This window comes from Bradyrhizobium sp. BWA-3-5 (genome assembly GCF_032917985.1).
GTDB lineage: Bacteria > Pseudomonadota > Alphaproteobacteria > Rhizobiales > Xanthobacteraceae > Bradyrhizobium.
The window spans coordinates 5,808,128-5,832,249 of the sequence record NZ_CP136626.1 but is presented as its reverse complement, the minus strand read 5'-3'; the positions used below and the strand labels follow the sequence as shown (position 1 = coordinate 5,832,249).

At 63.7% G+C, this 24,122-nt stretch carries 27 protein-coding genes; 12 read left to right on the top strand and 15 right to left on the bottom strand.

The window, feature by feature from the left end; translation table 11 throughout:
- Positions 1 to 7: 7 nt before the first annotated feature.
- Positions 8 to 820 carry a hypothetical protein gene (locus tag RX331_RS28180; RefSeq protein WP_317252861.1) on the top strand — a complete coding sequence of 271 codons (813 nt, stop codon included), beginning with the start codon at positions 8 to 10 and terminating at the stop codon, positions 818 to 820.
- Between the two features lie 4 nt (positions 821 to 824).
- On the opposite strand, the gene RX331_RS28175 is transcribed toward RX331_RS28180, so the two are convergent.
- On the bottom strand, positions 825 to 1,202 hold the full coding sequence (locus RX331_RS28175; protein ID WP_317252860.1) for a ClpXP protease specificity-enhancing factor SspB: 378 nt from the start codon (positions 1,200 to 1,202) through the stop codon (positions 825 to 827).
- 749 nt (positions 1,203 to 1,951) lie between these two features.
- On the opposite strand from RX331_RS28175, the gene RX331_RS28170 reads away from it, so the two are divergent.
- A complete protein-coding gene (locus RX331_RS28170) occupies positions 1,952 to 2,227 on the top strand; it encodes a hypothetical protein (RefSeq protein WP_317252859.1) in 276 nt (91 codons plus the stop codon).
- Between the two features lie 362 nt (positions 2,228 to 2,589).
- On the opposite strand, the gene RX331_RS28165 is transcribed toward RX331_RS28170, so the two are convergent.
- The 5 genes from RX331_RS28165 to flgF all read right to left on the bottom strand — a co-directional run bounded on the left by RX331_RS28165 (position 2,590) and on the right by flgF (position 6,630).
- Positions 2,590 to 2,949 carry a PRC-barrel domain-containing protein gene (locus RX331_RS28165; RefSeq protein WP_317252858.1) on the bottom strand — a complete coding sequence of 120 codons (360 nt, stop codon included), beginning with the start codon at positions 2,947 to 2,949 and terminating at the stop codon, positions 2,590 to 2,592.
- Between the two features lie 241 nt (positions 2,950 to 3,190).
- Positions 3,191 to 3,943 carry a flagellar basal body L-ring protein FlgH gene (flgH, locus tag RX331_RS28160; RefSeq protein ID WP_317252857.1) on the bottom strand — a complete coding sequence of 251 codons (753 nt, stop codon included), beginning with the start codon at positions 3,941 to 3,943 and terminating at the stop codon, positions 3,191 to 3,193.
- Between the two features lie 5 nt (positions 3,944 to 3,948).
- Positions 3,949 to 5,049 (bottom strand): flagellar basal body P-ring formation chaperone FlgA, encoded by a 1,101-nt coding sequence (gene flgA / locus RX331_RS28155; RefSeq protein WP_317252856.1) that lies wholly within the window; start codon positions 5,047 to 5,049, stop codon positions 3,949 to 3,951.
- Positions 5,050 to 5,058: 9 nt separating this feature from the next.
- A complete protein-coding gene (gene flgG / locus RX331_RS28150; protein WP_317252855.1) occupies positions 5,059 to 5,847 on the bottom strand; it encodes a flagellar basal-body rod protein FlgG in 789 nt (262 codons plus the stop codon).
- A gap of 18 nt (positions 5,848 to 5,865) precedes the next feature.
- Positions 5,866 to 6,630, bottom strand: a complete 765-nt coding sequence (gene flgF / locus RX331_RS28145; protein WP_317252854.1) for a flagellar basal-body rod protein FlgF — start codon at positions 6,628 to 6,630, stop codon at positions 5,866 to 5,868.
- Positions 6,631 to 7,019: 389 nt separating this feature from the next.
- On the opposite strand from flgF, the gene fliL reads away from it, so the two are divergent.
- From fliL to RX331_RS28125, 4 genes are read left to right on the top strand one after another with little or no spacing between them, the layout of a single operon-like run.
- Complete coding sequence (gene fliL, locus RX331_RS28140) at positions 7,020 to 7,511, top strand: flagellar basal body-associated protein FliL (protein ID WP_317252853.1); 492 nt, start codon at positions 7,020 to 7,022, stop codon at positions 7,509 to 7,511.
- A gap of 18 nt (positions 7,512 to 7,529) precedes the next feature.
- Entirely contained in the window at positions 7,530 to 8,729 is a 1,200-nt protein-coding gene (fliM, locus tag RX331_RS28135) for a flagellar motor switch protein FliM (protein ID WP_317252852.1), read from the top strand.
- A complete protein-coding gene (locus tag RX331_RS28130) occupies positions 8,726 to 9,181 on the top strand; it encodes a DUF6468 domain-containing protein (protein ID WP_283029066.1) in 456 nt (151 codons plus the stop codon). Before fliM ends, RX331_RS28130 begins: the two co-directional genes overlap by 4 nt.
- A complete protein-coding gene (locus RX331_RS28125) occupies positions 9,178 to 9,963 on the top strand; it encodes a flagellar protein FlbB (RefSeq protein ID WP_317252851.1) in 786 nt (261 codons plus the stop codon). The genes RX331_RS28130 and RX331_RS28125 overlap by 4 nt, the downstream gene beginning before the upstream one ends.
- 31 nt (positions 9,964 to 9,994) lie before the next feature.
- On the opposite strand, the gene RX331_RS28120 is transcribed toward RX331_RS28125, so the two are convergent.
- Together RX331_RS28120 and RX331_RS28115 are read right to left on the bottom strand one after the other, a co-directional pair.
- Complete coding sequence (locus tag RX331_RS28120) at positions 9,995 to 10,360, bottom strand: hypothetical protein (RefSeq protein WP_317258264.1); 366 nt, start codon at positions 10,358 to 10,360, stop codon at positions 9,995 to 9,997.
- An 83-nt stretch (positions 10,361 to 10,443) separates the two neighbouring features.
- Positions 10,444 to 10,665 (bottom strand): hypothetical protein, encoded by a 222-nt coding sequence (locus RX331_RS28115; RefSeq protein ID WP_317252850.1) that lies wholly within the window; start codon positions 10,663 to 10,665, stop codon positions 10,444 to 10,446.
- A 399-nt stretch (positions 10,666 to 11,064) separates the two neighbouring features.
- Between RX331_RS28115 and RX331_RS28110 the strand changes: the two genes are divergently transcribed.
- Positions 11,065 to 14,811 (top strand): tetratricopeptide repeat protein, encoded by a 3,747-nt coding sequence (locus RX331_RS28110; protein WP_317252849.1) that lies wholly within the window; start codon positions 11,065 to 11,067, stop codon positions 14,809 to 14,811.
- A gap of 115 nt (positions 14,812 to 14,926) precedes the next feature.
- A complete protein-coding gene (locus RX331_RS28105; protein ID WP_317252848.1) occupies positions 14,927 to 15,310 on the top strand; it encodes a DUF1488 family protein in 384 nt (127 codons plus the stop codon).
- Positions 15,311 to 15,339: 29 nt separating this feature from the next.
- Here the strand turns inward: RX331_RS28105 and RX331_RS28100 are convergent, their stop codons facing one another.
- Positions 15,340 to 16,191, bottom strand: a complete 852-nt coding sequence (locus RX331_RS28100; RefSeq protein WP_317252847.1) for a glyoxalase superfamily protein — start codon at positions 16,189 to 16,191, stop codon at positions 15,340 to 15,342.
- Positions 16,192 to 16,502: 311 nt separating this feature from the next.
- Between RX331_RS28100 and RX331_RS28095 the strand changes: the two genes are divergently transcribed.
- Complete coding sequence (locus tag RX331_RS28095) at positions 16,503 to 16,739, top strand: hypothetical protein (protein ID WP_317252846.1); 237 nt, start codon at positions 16,503 to 16,505, stop codon at positions 16,737 to 16,739.
- A gap of 42 nt (positions 16,740 to 16,781) precedes the next feature.
- Here the strand turns inward: RX331_RS28095 and RX331_RS28090 are convergent, their stop codons facing one another.
- Complete coding sequence (locus RX331_RS28090) at positions 16,782 to 18,173, bottom strand: FAD-binding oxidoreductase (RefSeq protein WP_317252845.1); 1,392 nt, start codon at positions 18,171 to 18,173, stop codon at positions 16,782 to 16,784.
- A gap of 105 nt (positions 18,174 to 18,278) precedes the next feature.
- The gene (locus tag RX331_RS28085) at positions 18,279 to 18,503 is read right to left on the bottom strand and encodes a hypothetical protein (RefSeq protein WP_317252844.1); all 225 of its coding nucleotides are present in this window, start codon (positions 18,501 to 18,503) and stop codon (positions 18,279 to 18,281) included.
- Positions 18,504 to 18,763: 260 nt separating this feature from the next.
- Here RX331_RS28085 and RX331_RS28080 point away from each other — a divergent pair, with 260 nt between their 5' ends.
- Positions 18,764 to 18,994 (top strand): hypothetical protein, encoded by a 231-nt coding sequence (locus RX331_RS28080; protein ID WP_317252843.1) that lies wholly within the window; start codon positions 18,764 to 18,766, stop codon positions 18,992 to 18,994.
- Between the two features lie 248 nt (positions 18,995 to 19,242).
- On the opposite strand, the gene RX331_RS28075 is transcribed toward RX331_RS28080, so the two are convergent.
- The 4 genes from RX331_RS28075 to RX331_RS28060 all read right to left on the bottom strand — a co-directional run bounded on the left by RX331_RS28075 (position 19,243) and on the right by RX331_RS28060 (position 22,846).
- Positions 19,243 to 19,575: a copper-binding protein gene (locus RX331_RS28075; protein WP_317252842.1), complete on the bottom strand. Its 333-nt coding sequence runs from the start codon at positions 19,573 to 19,575 to the stop codon at positions 19,243 to 19,245.
- A gap of 231 nt (positions 19,576 to 19,806) precedes the next feature.
- Complete coding sequence (locus RX331_RS28070) at positions 19,807 to 20,790, bottom strand: diguanylate cyclase (RefSeq protein WP_317258263.1); 984 nt, start codon at positions 20,788 to 20,790, stop codon at positions 19,807 to 19,809.
- Positions 20,791 to 21,017: 227 nt separating this feature from the next.
- Positions 21,018 to 21,773 (bottom strand): flagellar type III secretion system pore protein FliP, encoded by a 756-nt coding sequence (gene fliP, locus RX331_RS28065; RefSeq protein WP_317252841.1) that lies wholly within the window; start codon positions 21,771 to 21,773, stop codon positions 21,018 to 21,020.
- The gene (locus RX331_RS28060; protein WP_317252840.1) at positions 21,770 to 22,846 is read right to left on the bottom strand and encodes a flagellar biosynthetic protein FliO; all 1,077 of its coding nucleotides are present in this window, start codon (positions 22,844 to 22,846) and stop codon (positions 21,770 to 21,772) included. Before RX331_RS28060 ends, fliP begins: the two co-directional genes overlap by 4 nt.
- Before the next feature lie 407 nt (positions 22,847 to 23,253).
- Here RX331_RS28060 and flgB point away from each other — a divergent pair, with 407 nt between their 5' ends.
- Positions 23,254 to 23,664 carry a flagellar basal body rod protein FlgB gene (gene flgB / locus RX331_RS28055; RefSeq protein ID WP_317252839.1) on the top strand — a complete coding sequence of 137 codons (411 nt, stop codon included), beginning with the start codon at positions 23,254 to 23,256 and terminating at the stop codon, positions 23,662 to 23,664.
- A gap of 26 nt (positions 23,665 to 23,690) precedes the next feature.
- Positions 23,691 to 24,116: a flagellar basal body rod protein FlgC gene (flgC, locus tag RX331_RS28050; RefSeq protein WP_317252838.1), complete on the top strand. Its 426-nt coding sequence runs from the start codon at positions 23,691 to 23,693 to the stop codon at positions 24,114 to 24,116.
- Positions 24,117 to 24,122: the final 6 nt, after the last annotated feature.

Genomic DNA, 24,122 nt, shown 5'->3' with positions numbered 1-24,122 from the left:
AAGCGTGATGGCCGAGAGCGTTCCGTCGGTTCTCGAATCCGAAGCGAAGGGCGAAATCGCCGACATCTATGCCGATATCCGCAAGGTGCTCGGCACCAGCGTGGTCAACCTGATCTGGCGCAATCTCGCGACCATGCCTGGCGCGCTGGAATGGGCATGGTCGACGGTGCGCCCACTTTATCTCGGCGACGCGCCATTGCATGCCGAAGCCGTCAGGCGGACGATCGCGCTGCCGGATTGGCCCGGCTTCTCCACTGAGACCTTGCTTGCCGCCGGCGTGGACGAGGGCGAACGGTTGCTCATTCGCGGCGTGCTGGACAGCTATCAGCATACCAACGCGCTCGCGCTCGTCGTGCTTTCCGCGCTGCTGGTGCATTACGAGCCTCGTCAGGTCACTGCCGTGACGGCCGCCGCCACCGCGCCACAGCCGCCCGCCATCAGGATTCCGGAATTGCCGCCGATGGACGCGCTCGATCCGGAAGTGGCGGCCCTGGTCGGCGAGCTGAATTCATTCGGCGAGGATGCTGAACCGCAACTGATCGCGAGCATGTACCGGCATCTCGGATACTGGCCGGCCTATCTGGCGCTGGTGCGCACCATGCTGGCCCCGCTGCAGCATCAGGGCCGGCTCAATGCACTGACGCTTTCAACCCGCGCGCTCGGTTATGCACATGGTGCTCTCCTGGCTGCGCAACTAAAACCGGCGGTGCCGCCGGCCACGCTCAAGGGCGCGCTCACGTCCTGCCGCCTGTTCGTTGAACATCCGATCGCGCGCATGACCGGGCTTTGCGCGCTGATTCGGCGCGCGACACCTGACTAAAACGTCAGCTGTCGGAGCACTTCAGCTCGGATTTGTCCCAGAACGCCTTGATGGCATTGAACGGCACGGTCAGCCGTTCCCGATTGCCCATGAAGCGAAGCAAGACCTCGAAGCGGTCATCCCTGATGCTCAGTTGCTCGAAGTCATGCTGCAGGATGATGGTCATGTCGTCGGGATATTTCGACTTCAGACCCTGCGATAATTTCACGCCGTCGGCATGGGTGCGAAAGGTAACATTGACCGGCCGTTGCTCCGAGGCGAGCTTGAGCGTCTCGGCGATTCTGGTGCGCAATGCCGGCTTGTTGCACGATTCGGCGCATGCAGGCGTGATCGGAACGAGCACCGCAACGAGGAGAACGATTGCCTCACGAGAGATACGCATAGCCCTTATCTGCGGGGCATCCAGTATGCCGCGACCTGCCGTGTCCATCGCGTTGTCTCTGGAATACCCGATCGCCTGCCCTTGCTGGCGAGTGTGTTTGCGCGTCCCCGCGGCTCGCTCAGCCCAGGGCCATGCTAAACGGTTCCCTCAAAAAAGAAAGAGGGCGTAGGGCCGCCGGGCGCTCGCGGCACCCGTAGTCTGTGTGCAACGCGGGTAACGACTCGGTAGTCATCGCTGGCCCGCGGAGATCGATCGGCGCTCTCTACGCAGTGGATCAGCGGCTCGGGCGATGCTCTCGCCCGGCGAACTCGCCTTGTGGCGGTCGCCGGCGAATTAATGGTGAATCAAAAACCTTGTCGGCGCGAAGGGGCTTCGCCCGCTCCCCTGCAGCGGCGAATCGAGCAGGACCACATGATTGTGCAGCATGCGATTTCGTTAACCATCGTCGTGCTTTCGCGCGAACCTCCTGGGTGTATTGGGGCGGTGAACCTGCGAGCCGTTGCTTACGCCAGGAAATAACGCGCTGCGACAAACTTGCGCACCCGGCGGATACGCCACCTCTCGCACGCATCGCCTGACGTCGATCATCCGCAGCGATTGCGATGGCCTCTGGTCAGGGAGCTTGTCGCGATGATCTGCCTTGCAACGGCGGGCGGTTTGCCTTCGTTCGCGGTGTTGCCAAGAATCGCTGGAACGGATGCAGGCAACCGCAATTGACTGGTGGGGCGAGCACCAGACGGGAAACGACGATGAAGATGAAATCCATTTCACTCGCAGCCGCCCTCGCACTCGCCAGCACCGCGGTGCTCGCGCAGGGCGGCAGTCCGCAGCAGAGCGGACCGGCTTCAAAGACGACCGCTGGCGAGGACATGAACGGAGCTGCGAGGAAGAACGATGCGGCAGGCGCGACCACCGGCGCCTCCAGGGCTTCGCCAAAGGACGCCAGCACGCAAGGTGCAGGAACGGCGGGCGCCGTCGACAAGAAGGGCGATGCCACAACTCCGGGCGGAACCATGAAGAAGTGACGTTCGCGCAGGAACGATCCTGGACCCGAAATGATGCGATCGCGTCGTCAGGCACGCGGTAAGCTCGTAGACGCCGGCGCAATCATCCCCGAAGGGCGCCGGAGTCTTTTTCTGCAACATTGATTGCAAGGACGCGGCTGATCATCACAGGCTGATGACATAGGCGCTCATGGCCAGCAAGACGGCAACGCTTACGGCAATAATGACTAAGAAGAGTTTTCCCATTCTCTACCTCCCGCAGACCTCTCAACGCAAAGCCGCCGGAATGGTTCTCCGTTGATGGCGAACGGAAATATTGCCATTGGATTGCCGCCAATCATGCGAAAGGCCCGCCGGTGTGGCGGGCCTTTCGGCAGTCGCGATCAGATCGCGACGCCGTAGTAATCGTTGACGGCGCGGGTTCGGGTCGGGTCGCTCCAGTTCCAGGTGTTGTCATTGCGGTAATGCGGCGCGCCCTTGAGCTGGGTTTCGGTGACGCCGGTGACATAGCCGCCGAGCGACGTATCGTATTTCAGCGATTGCCACGGCAGCGGATAGTGGTCGTCACCGATGCCGAGAAAGCCGCCGAAGGACAGTACGGCGTAGGACACCCTGCCGCTCTTCTTGTCGATCATCACGCGCTCGATGGAGCCGATCTTGTTGCGGTCGGCGCCATAGACCGCAGTTCCCTCGACCTTGTCGCTGCCGATCAGATTGCCGGTTTCATTTGCTTCAAGAGACATGTTTTCCTCCAGTGAAGTGTGATGATGGAAAACGAGAGGCGCGGCGAAAACGTTCCGGAGAGAGAGCCGCGGATTGACGCCGGCGGCCGCCGCGCGTGTCAGGTTCCACTGTTACGTTTGGACCGCAAGGTTTGCGCGCTGCGAAAACGATTGCGGCCCTCGCCAGGGGAGCTGACGAGGGCCGCGTAGAACATCTCCGCCGCGCCTAGGTTCGCAGCGAGATGTGGGAGCTCTTAAAAAACTAGAACGGCAGCAGCACGTCCATCACCTGCTGACCATAGCGGGGCTGCTGCACGTCGGTGATCTGGCCGCGGCCGCCATAGGCGATGCGGGCCTGTGCGATCTTGGAGGAATCGATGGTGTTGTCGCTCTGGATGTCTTCGGGGCGGACGATGCCGGCGACGATCAGTTCGCGGATTTCGAAATTGACGCGGATTTCCTGCTTGCCTTCGACCACGAGATTGCCGTTCGGCAGCACCTGGGTCACCACGGCGGCGACGTTGGTGGTCAGCGACTCCTGTCGGTTGACCGAACCCTTGCCATCGGCAGACGATGTCGAGTCCGTGGTCAGGATCTTGCCGGGCAGGATCTTGTTTGCCTGCGTGATCGTCTGGGATCCGAGGAAAGCGTTGATGCCGGAGTCTTCCTTGGCGGTGCGGCTGCGCTGGGTCTCGTTGGAGAGGTTGGCCTTGTCGGTGATGTTGACGGTCACGGTCAGGAGATCGCCGATGCGGGCGGCGCGCTGATCCTTGAAGAAGGCGCGGCTGCCATTCCGCCACAGCGAGTTGGCGTTGTAGGAAGCCTGCTCCGGCTTCGGCATCGGCATCTGCACCGGCTTGTAGCCGGGCTGCGTGGTCGGATTCTCGATCTCGGTCAGCTTCGGCTTTTCGCCGATCTGCGACAAACGATCGATCGAGGAGCAACCGCTCGCGAGGGCGGCGAGCGACAGCACGGCGCCGGTAACAACGATGCGGTTGAAACGGAGGACTGACATTTACATTACTCGGTTTTTGGAGCGACTGACGAACTGACCGTGGCGAGGGCGATGGATGCAGGCTGAGCCGCGCCGAGCGAGGAAGTGGCATCGCTGGTCTGCGGCAGGCGGGACACCGGCGGCGTGATCGAGACCTGGCCGCGGCCGGTCACGGTGCCGGTCACCGTGCGCTTCGACTGCAGGTTCATGACGCTGACGGCGTCGCCCTCGGTGCCGTTATCCAGCGCCTTGCCGCGCATGGTGAGGTAGAGGCCGGGCGCCTCGTAGATCAACGTGACGTTCTGGTCGCGCTGCACCAGATCGGGCTTCGCGAGATCGGCGGTCTTGATCGCCTGGCCGGCGCGGAGCTGGCGGCGGGCCTGCATGCCGACGGCACGGTCGCGCACGGCGGCATCGGTGCCGACCTCCGCTTTCGGGCGGCGCTCGACCACGACATCGGACGATTTCAGGATCTCGTTGCGCTCGACATTGCGCGCCAGCACCGCAGCCTCGACAGTCTCGATCACCGTGCCGGTGAAGCGCAGCTTGGCGGCGGCGCCGCCATTGTCGTTGGCGATCTCAAGGGTGACGTCGAAGCGCCCGTTGCGGCTGTCGTAACGCACGATGGCGGGCTGCATGGCACCGCTGAAGCCGGCGTCCAGCCTGATGTCGCCGGGGTCGCGATCGAAAGTCAGTGACAGGTTGGCGGCATCGCCAAGGCCGTTGCGGCGCTCCAGCGCCTGCGCGATCTGCGTCTCGATGTCCTTGCCTCCGAGCGTGCGGGCAAGACGCGTCACCGAAATTTCCTTGAGATCGCGGGTGTCGACGCCGATCACATGGTGGGCGCGAAGGGTGTTCAGCACCTGTGCCACCGGCAGCGTGCCCGTGGTGCCCAAATCCGGCGCGCGATAGATCGCGATCTGCGCGGCGCTGCCAGCATTGTCGATCACGTCGCCGATCCGCACGAGATCGCTGGACACCTGCACGTTGGCACGCAGCACGGGGGTGGCGATCACGTTGCGGCTCGCAAAGCTGCCGTTCGTAAGGCTGTCCTGGCTCTGCGCGAGCACGGCCGCGCTCGATGCGGCGGTCAGGGCGGCGGCCAGGAGGAGGGCGCGGGCGATCATGATCAGGGCTCAGCGGAACATGTTGGAGGTGGATTGCAGCATCTGGTCGGCCGCGCTGACGACCTTGGCGTTCATCTCGTAGGCGCGCTGCGCGGCGATCAGGTCGGAGATTTCGGTCACCACTTCGACGTTGGCCTGTTCGAGGTTGGCTTGCTGCATGTCGCCGAAGCCGTCGGTGTTGGCGACGCCGTCCTGCGGCGTGCCGGAGGCCGGGGTATCCGTGAACAGGTTGTCGCCGATCGGGTTGAGGCCGGCCTTGTTGATGAAACGGGTCAGGCCGATCTGGCCGACCAGGGTGGGCGTGGTCGAGCCCGGCAGCATCACCGTGACCTGGCCCTGCGCGTTGATGGTGATCTGCGAGGAGTTTTGCGGGATCGTGATCGTCGGCTGCACCGGATTGCCCTGCGCGGTGACGATGCGGCCCTGCGCGTCCATCATGAACGAGCCGTCGCGGGTGTAGGCATAGGTGCCGTCGGGCACCTGGATCTTGAAGAAGCCTTCGCCGCGGATCGCGATGTCGAGGTCATTGCCGGTCGGTGACAGCGTACCCTGGCTCATCAGGCGCGGCGTGCCGGCCGTTTTGACGCCGCCGCCGACATCGACACCGACCGGCAGGATGGTGCCCTGATCAGAAGCCTGCGCGCCGACGCGGCGGACATGGTCGTAGATCAGGTCCTGAAACGCCGCCCGCTGCTTCTTGTAGCCGGTGGTGCGCATGTTGGCGATATTGTTGGAGATCACCTGAACGTTGAGTTCCTGTGCCGCCATGCCGGTCGCTGCTGTGTAGAGTGCGCGCATCGATCTATGCCTTCAGCGTTATGCCGGAACGTCGGCGAGTTTCTCGACTGCGGTTCGGTGCAAATCGTGCTGCTGCTGCAGCATTGCCGAGATCTGCGTGTAGGTGCGCGTGATCTCGATCAGGCGGCTCATTTCATGGACGGAATTGACGTTCGACTTCTCGATGTAGCCCTGGTTCACCCGCGAGGTGGTGTCGGGCTGCGGAGCGACGCCCTGGCCCGCGGAGTAGAGGTTGCCGCCTTCCTTCACGAGCTTCTGCGGCTCGGCGAAGGAGACCAGCCGCAGCTTGCCGCGGACCGAGTCGGTGCGGCCGGTGCCCTCGACGACGGTGATGTTGCCGTCGGCGGCGATGTTGATCGACTTGTCGGTCGGCTGGAACACGATCGGGCCGGAGTTGCCCAGCACCGGGTCGCCGCTCGTGGTCACGAGCTGGCCCTGGTTGTTGATGTGCAGGCCGCCGTCGCGGGTGTAGCGCTCGCCGGCGGCGGTCTGCACCACGAGGAAAGCCTTGCCGTCGATTGCGATGTCGAGCGGGTTCTTGGTCTGCTCGGTCGGGCCGGCCGCGAAATCGTGGAAGGTGGCGCGGTCGTGCACGAAGGAAACGCGCCGGTCGGCGCGCACGAAATTGTCTTCATGCGCCGGCGAGCGCAGATATTCCTCGAACAGCGACCGGTCGGCCTTGAAGCCCGTCGTGTTGATGTTCGCGACGTTGTTGGCAACGACATCCAACTGCCGTTCCAGCGTCATCTGCCGCGATAGTCCGACGAGAAGCATGTTCTCCATCGGTGGATCTCCCCTTTGATCGATCCGAAAACTGGCTCTCCCAAGCCCGTGGTCCGGATCCGTCGTAACCATTGGGCTCTCCCAAGCCAGCAGGTCACGCCGTGCTCTCAGCGAAACCCGTGCCAAGTCAGGAAAGTCTGTCTTTCTAAGGGGTTAGGTGTTTTTCGGGTTTTGCGGAGGGCGGCAGAAAGATCTTGTTGACCATGTTTGCCCGGCAGATTTTTCCCAGTTGGGCGCCAATGGAAAGGTTCCGTTAACCATTATTACCCTAGCGTTGCCCCTATAGAGAGCGCGTGTGCGCTGGCGGCTTTTGTTTCGCGTTGTGGGGGCATGGTTACCCGGGCTGGTGGCAACCGCGTTCGTTTTCGAAGATCGAAGCGGGCGGGGCAATGGCTGAGAACGAGCAGGCGGAAGGCGCAGACGGCGCAGAGGCCGCACCGTCGAAGAAGGGCAAGCTCAAGCTGATCATTGCGGCCGCCGGGTTCGTCGTCATCCTTGGCGCCGGTGCCGGCTGGTTCTTCCTGATGCGCGGCCATGGCGAGGAAAAGCACGCCGAGGCGCCGCCGCCGAAGCCGCCGTCCTACGTCGAAGTGCCCGACATGATGGTCAACCTGGTCGGCGCCCCCGGCGAGCGCGTGCAATACCTCCGCGTCAAGGTCGTGCTCGAGATCAAGGACGAGAAGCAGGTCGAGGGCATCAAGCCGAACCTGCCGCGCGTCACCGACCTGTTCCAGACCTACCTGCGCGAGCTGCGCCCCTCCGATATCAACGGCTCGGCCGGGCTGTTCCGGCTGAAGGAAGAACTGACCAAGCGGGTCAATTCCGCGGTGGCGCCGCGGCAGGTAAGCGCCGTGCTGTTCAAAGAAATCATGGTTCAGTGACGGGACGGATTTAGGATCATGGCCGGCAACGACCAGATGGACCAGGATGCGATAGCCGCCCAATGGGAGGCGTCGCTCGATTCCGAAGATCCCGCGGCGGCGGCAGAAGAAGCGGCCGCCAACGAACTTTCCGAGAGCATGGCGCTGCAATGGGCGGCCATGGTCGAGGACGGCGGCCGCGAGTTCGGCAACAAAAATTCCGGCGAACGGGTCCTGTCCCAGGAAGAAATCGACAATCTGCTCGGCTTCACGGTCGGCGATGTCAATCTCGACGACAATTCCGGCATTCGCGCCATCATCGATTCGGCGATGGTGTCCTACGAGCGTCTGCCGATGCTCGAAATCGTGTTCGACCGCCTGGTGCGGCTGATGACCACGAGCCTGCGCAACTTCACCTCCGACAACGTCGAAGTCTCGCTCGACCGCATCACCTCGGTCCGCTTCGGCGATTACATGAATTCGATACCACTGCCGGCGGTGCTCAGCGTGTTCAAGGCCGAGGAGTGGGAAAATTTCGGCCTCGCGACGGTCGATTCCAGCCTGATCTATTCGATTATCGACGTGCTGCTCGGCGGCCGCCGCGGCCAGACCTCGCTGCGCATCGAAGGCCGTCCCTACACCACGATCGAGACCAACCTGGTCAAGCGGCTGGTCGAGGTGGTGCTGGCCGATGCCGAGCAGGCGTTCCGGCCGCTCTCGCCGGTGACCTTCTCGATCGACCGCTTGGAGACCAATCCGCGCTTCGCCGCGATCTCGCGGCCCGCCAACGCCGCGATCCTGGTGCGGCTGCGCATCGACATGGAAGACCGCGGCGGCAATGTCGAATTGCTGCTGCCCTATGCGACCATCGAGCCGATCCGCCCGGTTCTGCTCCAGATGTTCATGGGCGAAAAGTTCGGCCGTGATCCGATCTGGGAAGGGCATTTCGCGACCGAAGTGGCGCAGGCCGAGATTTCGGTCAACGCCGTGCTGTATGAGGCCGACATTCCGCTCAAGCAGCTGATGAAGCTGAAGGTCGGCGACACCCTGCCTTTGGAGATGCGTCCCGACGCGCTGGTTTCGGTCCGCTGCGGCGACGTCACGCTGACCGAAGGGCGGATGGGCCGGGTCGGCGACCGCGTTGCCATCCGCGTCACCAAGCCCTTGCGCAAGCCGAATACGACCTTCGCGATGTTCGAGAAGGCCGATGAACAGACCAAGTTGATGGAGGCACAATGAGTCATTCCCTTGGCATTGTAATCGAGAGTCTGGTCGCCGTGCTGCTGATGCTCACGATCGGCTATTGCATGCTGCTCAACAAGCGGCTGCAGCGGCTGAAGGCCGACGAGCATTCGCTGAAGGCCACGATCGCCGAACTGATCACCGCGACCGAAATCGCCGAGCGGGCGATCGGGGGCCTCAAGCACACCGTGCGCGACGTCAACGAGAATCTCGGCAGCCAGCTCACGGCGGCAACGCAGATGGCGGGGCATCTGAAGAACATGCTCGCCGAAGGCGATGGCGTCATTCGCCGCCTGTCGAAGATCGCGATCGCCGCGCGGCCCTCGCAGGAGGCCGAACCCGTCGCACAAGCGGCCCCGGTGGCGGCACCCAAGGTTTCTTCCGCCCGGGCGGTTGCCGCGGCGGCTGAAGCCTTCTCCGAGCGCCGAAGGGCCAGTGTTGCCGCATGAAATCGGTTCGCGACATCCGTGTCATTCCGGTCGTGCTGGTCGCGATCTTCGGCCTCGCTGTGCTGAAGGTCGCCGGCCTCGTGATCGATGGCGGATACGTGTTCGATTATCAGATCAGCGCGCCACCTAAGCGCTCCTGGGCGCAGGACAATCTCGGCTATCCCGGCGGCGCCAAGCCTGACTCCGTCAAGTCAGAGCTCGCCGACATCACCGGATCGGTCAAGAAGGAAGAAGCGCCGAAGCCGGCTGCGCCCGCAACCGAGGCGCCGAAGCCTGAGGGCGTCGTGGTGTTTCCCGAACAGAACCCGCAAGCGGTGTCGCCTTCGGAGCGCGCCATCCTGGAGCGGCTGCAGGCGCGGCGCCAAGAGCTGGAGCAGCGTGCGCGCGAAATCGAAATTCGCGAAAGCCTTTTGAAATCCGCCGAGAAGCGCATCGAAGGCCGCGTCGAGGAAATGAAGGCGACCGAAACGCGGATATCGACCGCGACCGGACAGAAGGCCGAGCAGGACGCCGCCCGCTTCAAGAGCATCATCACGATGTATGAGGGCATGAAGCCGAAGGACGCTGCCAAGGTGTTCGACCGGCTGGAAATGTCCGTCCTTTATGAAATCGCATCGCAAATCGCGCCGCGGAAGATGTCGGACATTCTGGGCCTGATGCAGCCGGAAGCCGCCGAGCGGCTGACAGTCGAACTGGCCCGCCGCGCCGGCGCCGACAAATCCGCGCCGATGGCCGAGCTGCCGAAAATCGAAGGCAAAGTCCTGCAGCCCCGGCCCAATTGAGCCAGCGCCACTTAAGCCCAATCGACGCGCGTCAGAACCTGCGTGGTCCGGACGAGACGAACGAGCGATGGGCTACCGAAAGGGCACCCCGCTCGTTGGTTTCGAGGGCGACTTTCTGCGCCAGCATGACATCGCCGGCGACGAGGTCGCCATCCGGGACGAAGCACCATTTGCAGACATGGTGACCCGTGCTGTTGAGCTCCTCGATATTCGTCTGCGTGCCGTGATGGATCCGATAGCGCGTACCGGTGTCGCTGCCGACGACATCGAAATATCTGAATCGCTCATAGCTGGCACGCTGCTTGGGCGAGAGCCAGCTCTTGAGCAGCGCCTGCGCGCGCGCCTCGGTCTCGAAGCGGAACGACCGGCTACTCGAACTGGACCGCGCCACCACCAGCGAAAGCGCCGATAGCAGCACGGTGCCGAGCAAGGCCAGGATGAACGAGCATATCGCGAGCGCGATCTGCTGGGTCACGGTCGTCAGCCACCGACAAGGCGCGGATAGAACAGTGTTTCCTCTGCCGTCGGATCGAAGGAGCGGATAATTTTTTGCTCGCCGGGACCCGTACGGACCGCCGCCGTAAAGCCTGCGCCGGTCAACTCCTTGAACCGCCGCTCGGCCTTTTCGATCTCCACGCGATCATGGACATCGAAGGTATGGCGGGTGTCACCGGTACGGTCCATCACGATCTGGGTTGCCATTTCACGCACTCCGAATTGGCTGCCTGAGGCAGGTTTGCGGACCCGGGGCGCTGGTTGATCGACTGCCGGCCCTGTAGCCCGGGTCTATGATCATCCTAAAACGGAACGACGGATGTTGGTTCCAACAATCCGGTGATAATGATTCTGATCCCGCTGCGTGGCGAGACCATGGCGAAGGCCGAAAGCCGCGAGCCCAGGTGGATTAGTCCCGAATGATGGTGCATTTCGGTTTGTCGATTGCACGGTAATGCCGGCTTGCGCGGCAGCAGGTACCCAGACGCGCCTTCTAACGAAATCAATAAGTTGGCGTTAACAAAACCTTAAGTCGGCCAATCCAAGATTCAAATCCGCAGGCGAGAACTTCGCCGCAGAACTCATTGAGGCCGCGAGATTTCCTGGATGGGGCAACGGGCTGCCGCTGGTACTGGGTCGCAGGGCCGTGCTTTGGCGCGGACGGCCAGGCTTTGCCTGGCCCGGCCGCTCGCCCTGGCCGTGCTGCTCGCCGGCCTCGCGTTTTCGCAACCCTGCCGGGCAGACGATCCGGTCCGCGGGGAGGCGACGTTTACGGCCGGAGGCGGCTTTGCGCGGCTGGTGCTGAAGCTGGCCGAGGACGTCGAATCCGAGGTCATGACCGCCGGTTCGATCATCATCATCCGTTTCAAGCGCCCGGTGGATATTCCGGTCGACAAATTGTCGGATGCCGTCCCCGATTACGTCGGCTCGGCGCGGCGCGATCCCGACGGTACCGCGATCCGCCTGTCGCTGGCGCGGCGGGCAACCGTCAACACCATGACCGCGGGCGAGCGGATCTTCGTCGACTTCCTGCCCGATGGCTGGACCGGGCCGCCACCGCCGCTTCCCTCAGCGGTCGTGCGCGAACTCGCCGAACGGGCGCGCGCGGCTGAGCGCGCGCTTCGCGCCCAACTTGCGGTCGCTTCCGCCAGGAAGAGGCCGCCGGTGCGGGTCCGCGCCTCGGTGCAGCCGACATTCGTGCGCTTCGTGTTCGAGATGCCCGACGGCATCAACGTCTCGTCGGTCCTGAACGAGCAGAAGCTGACGCTGCAGTTCAACAGCGTGCTCAATTTCGATTTGGCCGATGCCAAGGTGGCGGCGCCGCCGAACATCGCCTCGATCAGCCAGCGGGCCGACATCGACTCTTCCGCTGTCGACATCCTGCTGATCGGCGAGGTCGACGTGCATTCTTTCCGCGAGGAAAAGAATTACGTGATCGACGTCGCCTTCCAGCAGGCGGAGAAGCCTGCTGTTCAGGCAGAGGCGCAGGCTGCGCCCAAGCCGGCGGCACCGACCAAGCCGGCGCTTGCGCCGAGGATTTCGCGCGACACGCAGTTGAAGGAAACGTCGTCGCCGCAACAGCCGGCGGAGATCCCGCCTGCCACCTCGGAGACGATCGCCGAACAGGCCAGGATCGAGATCAAGCCCGCGCAGGTCGCCGAGGCGCCGGCAGTGGCGCCTGCCGTCGCCGATAACGCGGCGCCGCCGAGCGAGAAGATGGCGCCCGCCGAAGCGGTGAAGGCCGCCCCGGCCGCCGAGCAGGTCCCGGTCGCCGCAGCGGAAGCGCCGAAGCCGGCAGCACCCAAGCAGGCTTTGGCGCCGGTCGAGCCGCCGAAGACGCCGGTATCGGCCGCGTCGAATTCACCCTCCGAAAGCAGCGCCAAGTCGACGACACCAGCCAAGGCCGCGACGGTCGAGGCAAGGCGCGACAGTGACGGGCTGCGCGTGACCTTCAACTTCGCCGCACCGACCCCAGCCGCGCTGTTCCGCCGTGCCGATACGGTGTGGCTGGTGCTCGACGATACCAAGCCGGTCGATATCGACCCGATCCGGAGCAAGGGCGGCGCCATCATCGGCGATGTCAGCCGGCTGCCGCTGGAAAAGGGCCAGGCCATCCGTATCCGGCTCAACCGGCCGCAGATTCCCTCGCTCGAAAGCGAAGGCCGCACCAACGGCACCGAGTGGACGCTGACGTTCGCCGATCGCGGACACGCGATGCCGCTGCCGCTGACGGTACTCCGCAATATCGCCGATCCCGCGCTCGCCAGCGTCACCGTGCCGCTCGCCAATCCCGGCCTGATGCACCGGCTGGTCGATCCCGACGCCGGCGATACGCTGCTGGTCGTCACGGCACCGCCGCCGACCCGTGGCCTCATCAAGCGGCAGGATTTCGTCGAACTGTCGCTGCTGGAATCGGTGCATGGCGTGGCAGTGCATCCGAATTCCGACGACGTCAGCGCCGAGGTCGGCTCCGACAAGGTCATGCTCGGCCGGCCCGGCGGATTGACGCTGTCGTCCGCTGACGTTTCAGCCGAACGCGCCACCGCGGCGGTACGGCCGTTGTTCGACGCCAATGAATGGCGCAAGAATCGCGAAGAGAAGTTTCTTCCCCGGCTGGACGCCTTGATCAAGGCTGCCGCCACCGCGGCGCCCGAGCTGAAGGCCCAGGCCCGCCTCGACCTTGCCAACTTCTACATGTCGCGCGGCATGTATCAGGAGGCGAGGGGGGTGACCAACCTGATCCTCTCCGAGACCCAGGGGAATGAGGATTCCGCCGTGCTCATGGTCCAAGCGGTGGCCAGCATCCTGATCGGCCATCCCGAGCGGGCGCTGAAGGTTCTTGCCGACCCGGCGATCGGCAATGGCTACGATTCCCAGTTGTGGAAGGGTTTTGCCTTTGCCCGCCAGGAAAAATGGGCCGACGCGCGTGAAAAGTTCAAGAACGCCGAATTCTCGATCGCCGCGTTGCCGCTGGAGCTGCAGCGGGTCGTCACTGTCGACGCGATGCGGGCATCGCTCGAGGTAAAGGATTATGGCGGAGCTTCGCGGCGGCGCAGCGAACTCGAGGTGATCGGCATCCCCGCCGAGATGAAGCCGGAGATCGCGGTGCTGCGCGGGCGTCTCGCCGAAGCGCTCGGACACGATAAGGACGCGCTCGATGCCTACCGGTTCGCCGCCCAATCCGGCGACCGGGAGGCGTCGGCGGAGGCGCGGCTATCGCAAGCGCTGCTGCGGCACAAGCGCGGCGAGCTCGGCCAGCCCGAACTGATCAGCGAACTGGAAGCGTTGTCCGTGCTCTGGCGCGGCGATGTGATCGAGCTCAAGGTGCTGAACAAGCTGACCCAGCTCTACGCCGAGAACGGGCGCTATGCCGACGCGCTGGCCGCCGCCAAGACCGCCACCAAGCTGCAGCCCAATTCCGAACTGTCGCGGCAGGCCCAGGATACCGCATCCGAACTGTTTACGGAGCTCTTTCTCGGGGCGAAGGGCGATGACCTGAAGCCGGTCGACGCGCTCGCCATGTTCTACGAATACCGCGAATTGACGCCGATCGGCCGGCGCGGCGACGAGATGATCCGGCGCCTGGCGGACCGGCTCGCCTCGATCGACCTGCTCGATCAGGCGGCCGAACTGCTGCAGTATCAGGTCGACAAGCGCCTGGAGGGCGCCGCGCGCGCGCAGGTCGCCGCGCGCCTTGCCATGGTTTATTTGACCGCCCGCAAGCCTGACCGGGCGATCACCGCCCTGCGCCTGACCCGGATCGCCGATCTTTCCGGCGAATTGCGGCAGCAGCGGCTGCTGCTGGAGTCACGTGCCCAGAGCGATGTCGGTCGCCACGACCTCGCGCTCGATATCATCTCCAATATCACCGGCCGCGAGGCGATCCGGCTGCGTTCCGACATCTATTGGGCGTCGCGGCAGTGGCGGGAGGCGTCCGAGCAGATCGAGCTGTACTACGGCGACCGCTGGCGGGATTTCAAACCGCTCAATGCCGCCGAGAAGAGCGACGTGCTCCGCGCCGTGGTCGGCTATGCGCTGGCCGAGGATGCGATCGGCCTCGCCCGCTTCCGGGAGAAATACGCGCCCCTGATGACCGGCGAGGCCGACCGGCCGGCGTTCGATACCGCCAGCAAGCCGGCGGCGTCCAACAGCGCCGAATTCCTGGAGATCGCCAAGATGGCCGCGAGCGTCGACACGCTCGACGGCTTCATCCGCGAAATGAAGATCCGCTTCCCGGAGGGCGCCAGTGCCCGCGCGCCGCTATCGCCGGGAATGTCCGACCCGGTGCATACCGGCGCCCTGCCGGCGATTGCCAGGGTCAGGCAGATCGATCTGACGAAACGAGCCAAGTAATTGTTGGTAGCGGATTCGGCCGCAGCTTCGGCCAACTTTTGACGAGTTGACGCATTAGGGAGGATGGCAGCGCCGCCTCGGCGCTGAAGCGCAACCGTCTCTCGCTCGCCGTCCAATGCCGCTGACCCGGGACCGAATCATCGGACATGACAATGAACGCCTCGCGTTCCGCTTCACCATGCTGAGCAACGCCGACACGGTCGAGTGCCAGATCAGCGATGCCGCGCTCGACGAACTCGGGGGCGTGAAGGGCACCGAGAGCATGGCGAGGCAGGCACAGTTTCTCTCGCTGCGGGACGTCGTCGAAGGCATTGCATCCGAGCTGTTCGACAAAGGGCCGTGTTTCAAGGGCCAGGTCGTCAGGATATTTACAAAGCACATTCAAAAGTCGCCGCCGGCGTTGCCAGATCCGATCACGGCCGGTCAGGGGGCTGATATGGACAATGCCGCCTCGCTGCGGGTCATCGCCGAAACGAGGCCGGCAAGCGCGGCGCAATAGCCGCGCCGCGCTTGGTAAGCCGTTCTGGCTTACGGACCGGGAGAGACCCAAGCCGTCGAGATCGTTCCTTTCGAGTCCAGCGCGATCCGCCAATGCGACGCGCCGTTTTCGTGCCTGACGCTGTAGACGTCCTCACCACGGGAGCCCACACCCAGGAAGCGGGCGGACTGAACCGCGCGGAGCTCGGCAAGGCCGGCTTGCAGCTTTGGCAATTGCTGACGGGTGGCTCCGGCAAGCGCCGGGCTCATTTCGTCATAGTTGGGCTCGCCGCTGACGATCCCCTCGATAAGCCGGCGAAGCGCAGCCTCCGTTCCCGGGCTTGCGGTCTGGCTTTTCACCTTCTCCGCCAACCTGTTTGCGGTCTGCTCCGCTGCCGCTGCATCAACCCGTTGCATTGGAAAATGCCCGCCGGCTTGATGCAGGATGACGGAGGTTGCCGACCCCCGTTCGCCCGGGATGAAGGTGAGTTGTGCATCGACGGCTTCAGCGAAGAACTCGGTCGGACTCTGCGCAAAGAACGCGATGTCTTGTTGCCCGGTCAGTTGGGCGAGTAAATGATCCGCCTCGCGTGTGACCGTGAAGACGCCGTTGTCGTCGAGTTGATAGAAACCGGCGTAACCGTCGAGAATTGCTGCATCCACGGCGATCTTCCGACGTGTGGGCTGGCCGGCGGCGATGCCGCCGGGCGGCGGCGGTTCTGCGGGCAGGCCAGCCTGACCGTTGCTGGACTGGATTCTCGCAGCCAGCGCGTTCCAGTCCCGACAGCCAAGGATTTTGGCGATCAGCTCCAGGGACTCGCTGTGGGTGAGGGAAACGGATTTGGCGCTCAGCGCTTCACGTAGCGTTTGCGCCATGGCTTTTGCATCGCGGAAATCGCGCATGGGACGATCCTCTGCATCGACGAACGGAAATATGTCAGGGGCTTGCGTTGCTGACCCGTTCGCTGGGGCATGAGGAAAGCCTGTGATGCGGCTTGATACGTTCGCCAAACCCCGGAAGCGGGGCGCAAGCAGCGGGTCGTATCCACCCGCTGCATATGTGCGCCTCCGACCGCGGGCTTGTCAATCGCGATGGCGGCGGAAGGCGGCGATCGTGCGCTACGAGTTGGCGCGCACGACGCGCTCACCCCTCGACAGATGCGCCCCAAAGCGGCAACCTTTCGGCAAGCAACCTGCCGGAGGATGTCGCCACGATGAGCAAGCCTGCCAAGACCGAAGCCGAACTGATCGCGATGGCGCGGACCGAGCTGAAGGCTCATCTCGAATGTCCCGACGGCATCGAGATCTCGGTGATCCGTGACGGCGATGGCTGGGAATTCCGCGCCAAGGCCGAAGAGACGACGATCGCCAAGCCGGGCTTTCCCGAATGCGTCGCCATGCTGGTCCAGATCGGTGACCACCTCAGCAAGCAGTATTGTTTCAAGGAGTAAGGCAACGCGCGCGGCCGCCGGGCGGTTGATCGCGCAAGATCTTCACACCGTGAAAATCCGCCCGGGGTTGAGGATGTTCTTCGGGTCCAGCGCGCGCTTGACGGCGCGCATGGCTTCGATTTCTTCCTCGGTGCGACTCATCTTCAAGTAAGGCCGCCTCGAGATGCCGATACCGTGTTCGGCCGAGATCGAGCCGCCGAATTCGCCCGTGAGGTCGTAGACCAGCTTCTCGAACTCGTCGTGCTTGTCGGGCGTATGTTCGTGATACACGCTGGGATGCAGATTGCCGTCGCCGACATGTCCCATCACGATGGTGAAGGCTTGCGGGTCGATCGCCTTGACGCGTGCATCAAGCGTATCGGCATATTCCTCCATCCTGTCGATGGCCACACTGATATCGAACCCCATCCGTGCCGCGAATGGAAAGCTGCGGCCGAGTTCGACGCTGGAATCGCGGATGCGCCAGATCGCAGCTACCGACGCGTTCGAGGTCGAAATCGTAGCGTCGAGAATCACATCATCGTTCATCGCTGCTTCGAGCATTTTCTCAGGGCCGTCCCGAATGCGTTCAGCGTCGCTTCCGGAGGCCTCCAGCAGCACATAGAAGGGATGATGAGTCGGTAGTGGGCCAACCACCCCCTTCACGCGCTCGACGGTGTGGCGGTAGTAGGCATTCCACATCGCCTCGAACGCGGTCAGGTCGCCGCCAAGCGATTTTCGCGCCAGCTTCAGCAAGGCCATGACCTGCCCGAATGAGGGCAGGGCACATAGCGCCACCTGCCGTTCCGCCGGGGCGGGAAAGATGCGCAGCGCCGCGCGCGTCACCACGCCGAGCGTGCCCTCGCTGCCGATGAAGAGCTGCTTCAAATCGATGCCGGTGTTGTTCTTGATGTATTTGCGCAGGCCCTTGAGCACGGTGCCGTCGGCGGTGACGACTTCGAGGCCGAGAATCAGGTCGCGCGTCATGCCGTAGCGAATGACGCGGTTGCCGCCGGCATTGGTCGAGATGTTGCCGCCGATGGTGCAACTGCCGCGCGCGCCGAGGTCGAGGGGAAACATCAGCCCGTCCTGCTCGACCCGCTCCTGCAGCTTCTGCAGCGGCGTGCCGGCCTGTACGATGGCGACGCCGCCGGAGGCATCGACCTCCTCGACGTTGTTCATGCGCTCCATCGACAGCACGATTTCGTTCGCATTCGGCATTCCGCCACGGACCAGACCGGTCATGCCGCCCTGGGTCGTAACGGGGACGCCTTCGCGATGACAGAGCCGCAGCAAAGCCGAGACATCCTCCGTCGTCTTCGGACGGACGACCGCGCGCGGCTTCGGCGCCGGATTGCCAGCGAGATCGTGATGATAGCGCGCGTCGATATCGTCGCCGGACAGCACTGCGCCGCCCAGCGCGCTCCGCAGTTCGTCAATGAAGCCCTCGGACATGCCCCTGCCTCTTCTTTTGTAAGAAAATTTGGCCGAAGCTATACATGCGGCACGGCCGGGAAGAAACCCGGCCGGACGCAGAGCAATCGCGTCTTTAAGGGCGGTCTATCTTGACTGGTGCTGGGGCCGCCGGGTCGACGGCGGGCGGCGGCGAGAGGTTTCCTCCAGCCGGTCCGGCTCGACCGAGGTGACCTGGTTGCAGGCGTCGCATTTGTAGACGTAGACGAGCGGCCGCAATCCGATTCGGGGCAGTTTCCCGATCCTGACCGTGCCGATCCCGCAAATTTCGCAGCGCGGCGGCAGGACGGATTCTGGTTGCGGCACGGCCATGTCGAACAATCGCTGAACCAACAAATTATGTCAGCGAAGCTGGCCCTCGATTGCAACTTAATCGTGGTGATCTACTCCGTAAGAATACTAGGTTTTCCTGTTATTTTCGCCGTGTGCATCCATCTTTTGCCACCAAATCGACCTTGGCCGGGCACCCAAACAACATACTGCGGAGTGCAAACTGGCAACGCCAGCGCGTGGTCATAGGAAAATTCCACCGGATCGAGTCCGGGCGGATTGCAATTTGCAAGGCGTGCAGAATGTCTTCCAGCAACGGTCACGACACTTCGATGCTGACAGCAGCGGCGGCGTCGGGTGGATCGGCGTCCCGTCCATCACCAGCCGACAGATTCAATATCGATTGCGAAGGGCCGGCGAAACGCGCTCTAACGCTTTGGGCGTTGCAACAACGATTTCAAAGGCTGAACGACTATTACGACAAGGCGGCGGCGGAAATCCGCGCGTCGCTCGAACGGGCACCGCCGCGCTGATGGCGCGATGCGCGGCCGGAAGACCGGTTTCTTGCGGTGTTCGCGTTTGCGGCAGATCAAGGCGGGCCGGCCGGTTTGCTCTAGGATGATCTCCGTACCGAGCGGCTCCTTGTCCGGATGGGGCAGTTCCGGTTACGAGGCCCGGACTCCTGAAGCTAAATGACGCTTGATCATTTTGCCCAGGGCCACTCCGGGCCTCGCTGTTTTTGACCGAAGCGAAGTATCACGGATGTCGCTTCGGCACCGCCTCACTTCTTCTCGTTCTTGTCGATCTTGGTGACGGCGTCCGCCTTGTCGAGCTTCGTGATCGTCTTTGTCCCGGCGGTGTCGCTCACGGCGAAGCTGACCCTGTCGCCGGCGTGCACGGCGTTGAGCCGCGCGCCGTCCTGGACCTTGAATTCTTCGGTCGCGGCGCCGGTGTTCGCCCCGGTGGTACCATCTGGCACATCCTTGATGGTGATGGTGCCGCTGATCCTATCGATTCTGGTCACCATTCCGGTCCGCGTTTGCTGTGCAAGAGCCGACGTGCCGGCGATGCTGAGGGCCGCCGTGGCGGCCATAATCATCCCTGCGATTTTCATGGAGTACTCCCGCCTGTAGAGCGTCTACGGAAAGTCAGGATTCCGACAATAGTTCCGTGCTGCGGCAGAGATGCGGCATTTTATGCAGCAGGACGGGGTAATTGCGTCGGGAATGGGGACGGCGACTGAACGAGCTGATGGCTGCTGTAGCGGCCCCATCTGCAGATCGAATTTCAAGGCCTCACTGAGGCTGGAGCCAAGGTTCGGGTTTTATCGGCGCGGAGAAACGCGCTAGGCCGCGCCGGCCTCGGGCTCCAGCTCGGTCTCCGTCACCGTGCGGTTACGGCCGAGCCGCTTGGCTTGATAGAGCCCGCGGTCGCAGCGCTCGATCATGGCATCGGCTGATTCGGCGAGGCGGAATTGCGCTACACCGATCGAGACGGTGATGCTGCCGATTTCCTTGCCAGTCGCGCGCCGGGTCAGCTTGGCTTCGGCAATGCGGCGGCGAATGCGCTCGGCCACCGACGTACAGGCTTCGAGATCGGCGCCGGGAAGCACCGCGATCAATTCCTCGCCGCCGTAGCGGGCTGCCAGATCCACTTCGCGAACGCCTTCCTGCAGGACCTTGGCTACTAGCCGCAGCACCTGGTCGCCAACCTGATGGCCGTAATCGTCGTTGAATTTCTTGAAGTGATCGATGTCGATCAGGAAGACACTGAGCGCCTCGTCCTTTTCCATCGCCGCGATCTGGGCGAGGCGGAGGAACTCGTCCATGGAATGGCGGTTGGCAAGCCCGGTCAGCGCATCGGTATTGGAGCGCTGCTCGGCCGCCTTCAGCGAGTCGCGGATACTGTCCAGTTCTTCGGAGGTGGCCGCGAAGTTGGCCTCGAGCTGGGCGGCCCGCGATGTGGCCTTTGACAATTCATCAACCAGTTTTGCAATGATCGTGCGGGGATCGCTGCTGGCGGCGGCTTCGGAAGACACTTCACCAAGCGCCTTGATGTGGGTCTGGTTGTCGGTGACGGCGGTATTCAGGAACTGCTGGGCGGTGGCAATCAGCCCGCTCAGTTGTTCGGGAAGGTCGCCCAGCGGCTCGATACCGGACTGGGGCGCCACGTAGGTGATGTAGAGCTCGTGATTGGTCGCGGCATCGAATTTGCGCTTGCCCGCGATCAGGATATCGATGGTTTTTCGCAGCGCTATTGAGCTGCCCAGCGAATATTCGAACCACACGGCGAAATTGGTCGGCGTGGCAGGAACGGACTGCTGCGACATCAACCGAATAGCACGGTCGGCAATCGTGGTTGCGTATTCGACGTCCATATCGCCGATTGGCTGCCCTGCCATCTTTGACCCGGTGATGCGTTTGCTAAGTAAAGTCGGTTCCCTGGCATCCATTGTGCACGAAGGAACTAATCTGACCTTAAATTCGCTGGCAGATTCCGCGGCAAATACGTAACTAACGTTGACCTATTTCTTCCTTTCGATTGCGCGACTGGTTTTTAGCTACCGCCGTAGCTCTGCACCAGGCTGCCTGCAACCAACGACCACCCGTCGACAAGCACGAAGAAGATCAACTTGAACGGGAGCGATACCACCACCGGTGGCAGCATCATCATACCCATCGACATCAGGACGGATGCGACCACGAGATCAATGATCAGGAAGGGGAGGAACAGGAGGAAGCCGATCTCGAAGGCGCGCTTCAACTCGGAAATCATGAAGGCGGGAACCAGAATCCGCAGCGAGAGATCCTCGGCAGTAGCCGGCGGCGGCTCGCCGGAGAGGTCCACAAACAGCTTCAGATCCTTTTCGCGAACATTCTTCTGCATGAAGCCGCGTAGCGGCACGGAGGCCTTCTGCAGGGCTTCCTCGACGCCGATCTCGTTGGCGACCAGCGGCTTGATGCCGTCGTCGTAGGAGCGCTGCAGGACAGGGCCCATCACGAACGCGGTCAGGAACATCGCAAGGGCGATGATCACCGAGTTGGGCGGGGCGGTCGCGGTGCCCAGCGCAGTGCGCAATAGCGACAGCACGACGACGATCCGCGTGAACGACGTCATCATAATCAGGATCGACGGGGCGATCGACAGCACCGTCAGCAGCGCGATCAGCTGGATTGCGCGCTCGGTGACGCCACCGCCGCCTTGGCCGAGGTTGATGCTGATATCCTGCGCCAGCGCCGGATCGGTGAGCGATCCGGCGGCGATCAGGACTAGGGAAAATAAAACTCTACGCGGAGAACTCGTCGGCCTCACGAAGGATTCTTCGGCCGGCCCAGCAACGACGCCATCTCGTCCTCGAGATTCTCGAAGCCGCTCTTCTGCGGAGCGGGCGCAGGCGCGGGGGTGGGGGCAGGGATAGGAGCGGGGGGTTCGCTGCGGGAGGTACGGGCGGGTGGTGTTTCCGGCGCAACCGGCGGCGCGACCGGCTCGGCCGGCCGGCGCAGGGCCGCCTCCAGGCGCTGCGCCATCTCGGCGAGGTTCTGGTCGGCGCTCGATGGCTCCGGAGCCGCTGGCGGTGGTGGAGCGGGGGGCGGCGGCGGTGCTGCTACGCGCTCGGGCGCCCGGACTGCAGGCTCACGAATGGGCGGTGCCTCACGAACGGGCAATACTTCGCGGATTGGGGGCGCCTCACGGACCAGCGGAGCCTCGCGGGGCCCCTTGGGCGCCTCGCGCTGCGGCCGCGGCATCAGAGGCTCGCCGCGGGGCAGGCGCGGCGGGGCGCCTTCGGGGCGACCGCCGATCGATTCCGGCGTGAAGCCCGTCAATGGATCGCTGCGACGCTCGGGCATCGACGGAGGGGCAGGGCGGCGCAGGTCGTCGGCAAAAGAAGGCCGTGCCGGACGCGGCGGGGGCTCCGGCATCTGCGGCTCGGTGTGATGATCGAACCCCTCGGCCGCCGGCCGCAAATCGGGTCGCGCGGCTTCTCTTGCCGTCTCCCTCGACGCCTCTCTTGCTACCTCTCTTGCCGCCTCATCGCTCCAGGCGGCGTCCGGCAGCGGCGCAATGCGCGGCGGCTGCTCGCCGACCGCCGGGCGCGGCGCCATCTGGTCGCGGTTGGGCATTGCGCGCACGATGTTTGGTTCGACCACGATGTCGCTTGGGCCGCCGATCATCAGGAGGTGCTCGACGTTGTCGCGCCGTACCAGCACGAGACGCCGGCGGCCGTCGACGGCCGCCGCATCGATCACGGCAAGGCGCGGCATCCGTCCGCGCTGGGTGTTGGCGCCAAGGCGGTTGTTGGCGAAGCGGCGAACCAGCCAGGCGGCCAGGCCGATCAGCGCCAGTACGGCGATGAATGCGAAAAGGAATGTCAGCGGTGATTGCATTCTTTAATCCCCGGCCACGGGCCGTTCACTCGAGTACGGTCTTAAGTTCCTGTGCGAGCCTGTTCCCCGTGGGAGCGCCCTTCCCACCTGTCGGACCATGCCCCGCGCGATCCGCATACGGCGAATCACGCCCGAGATCGGCCTTATTTCTTAATTCCCCGCGGCGGTGCCGCCGCCCAGGTTAATTAATAGACCAAGAATCGCCCCATCCAAAACGACTTCTGCGCGCCCAAAGTTGCGTTGGCCGCTGCTGGTTAACGCAGTTTTCGTGGCGAAAATGCGCTGGTTTTGCCGTTCTTGGGGGCATTGAGCGCCCCAGGCGCGACTTTAACCAGCCGTTAACCATACACCGGGCAAATTCTGCCTACCTCGCGGCACCAGCCAGAGGTTAACGGGAGCCGCCCGCCATGGCTATCAACGACCTTCCGATCCTGTCGGCGCTGCGCACCAAGATGCAGTGGCATCAGGAGCGCCAGCGCGTGCTCGCCGAAAACATATCCAACGCCAATACCCCGAATTTCAAGCCGAGCGACCTCGTCGAGCCGAAGTTCGACAACAAGGGCGCGAATGTCGGCGGCACGATGGGCTCGCTCGCCATGATGCGCACCAGCGCCACCCATATCGGCGCCGCCGGCGGCGCGCCGAGCTTCGGGGGGGACGGCGGCCGAAGCGGCTTTCTGACCAAGCCGGCGGGCAACGCGGTCAATCTGGAAGACCAGATGCTGAAGGTCTCGGCCAACCAGATGGATTACGCCGCCGCCACCTCGCTCTACACCCGCAGCCTCGGCATGCTCAAAACTGCGATCGGAAAGCGCTGACGCGGCGCGATTAGGAGAACCGGATCATGGCAGATGAAGCAAGCGATTTCGCCCGCTCGATGAGCATCGCGACCTCCGGCCTGCGCGCGCAGGCCGGACGGATGCGGGTGATCTCGGAAAACATCGCCAATGCGGACTCGACGTCGCCGACCGCCGGCGGCGATCCCTATCGCCGCAAGGTGCCGACATTCTCCTCCGCGCTCGACCGCACGCTGGATGCGCGCGTGGTGACGCTCGGCAAGGTCAGACCCGACCAGTCGGCATTTCGCGTCAAGCACGAGCCGAGCAATCCGGCGGCGGACGCCGCCGGCAACGTCAAATATCCCAACGTCAATCCGCTGGTCGAAATGACCGACATGCGCGAGGCGCAGCGGTCCTACGAGGCCAACCTCAACATCATCAGCGCCACGCGCCGGATGATTCAACGCACGCTCGACATCCTCAAGGCCTGAACAGGG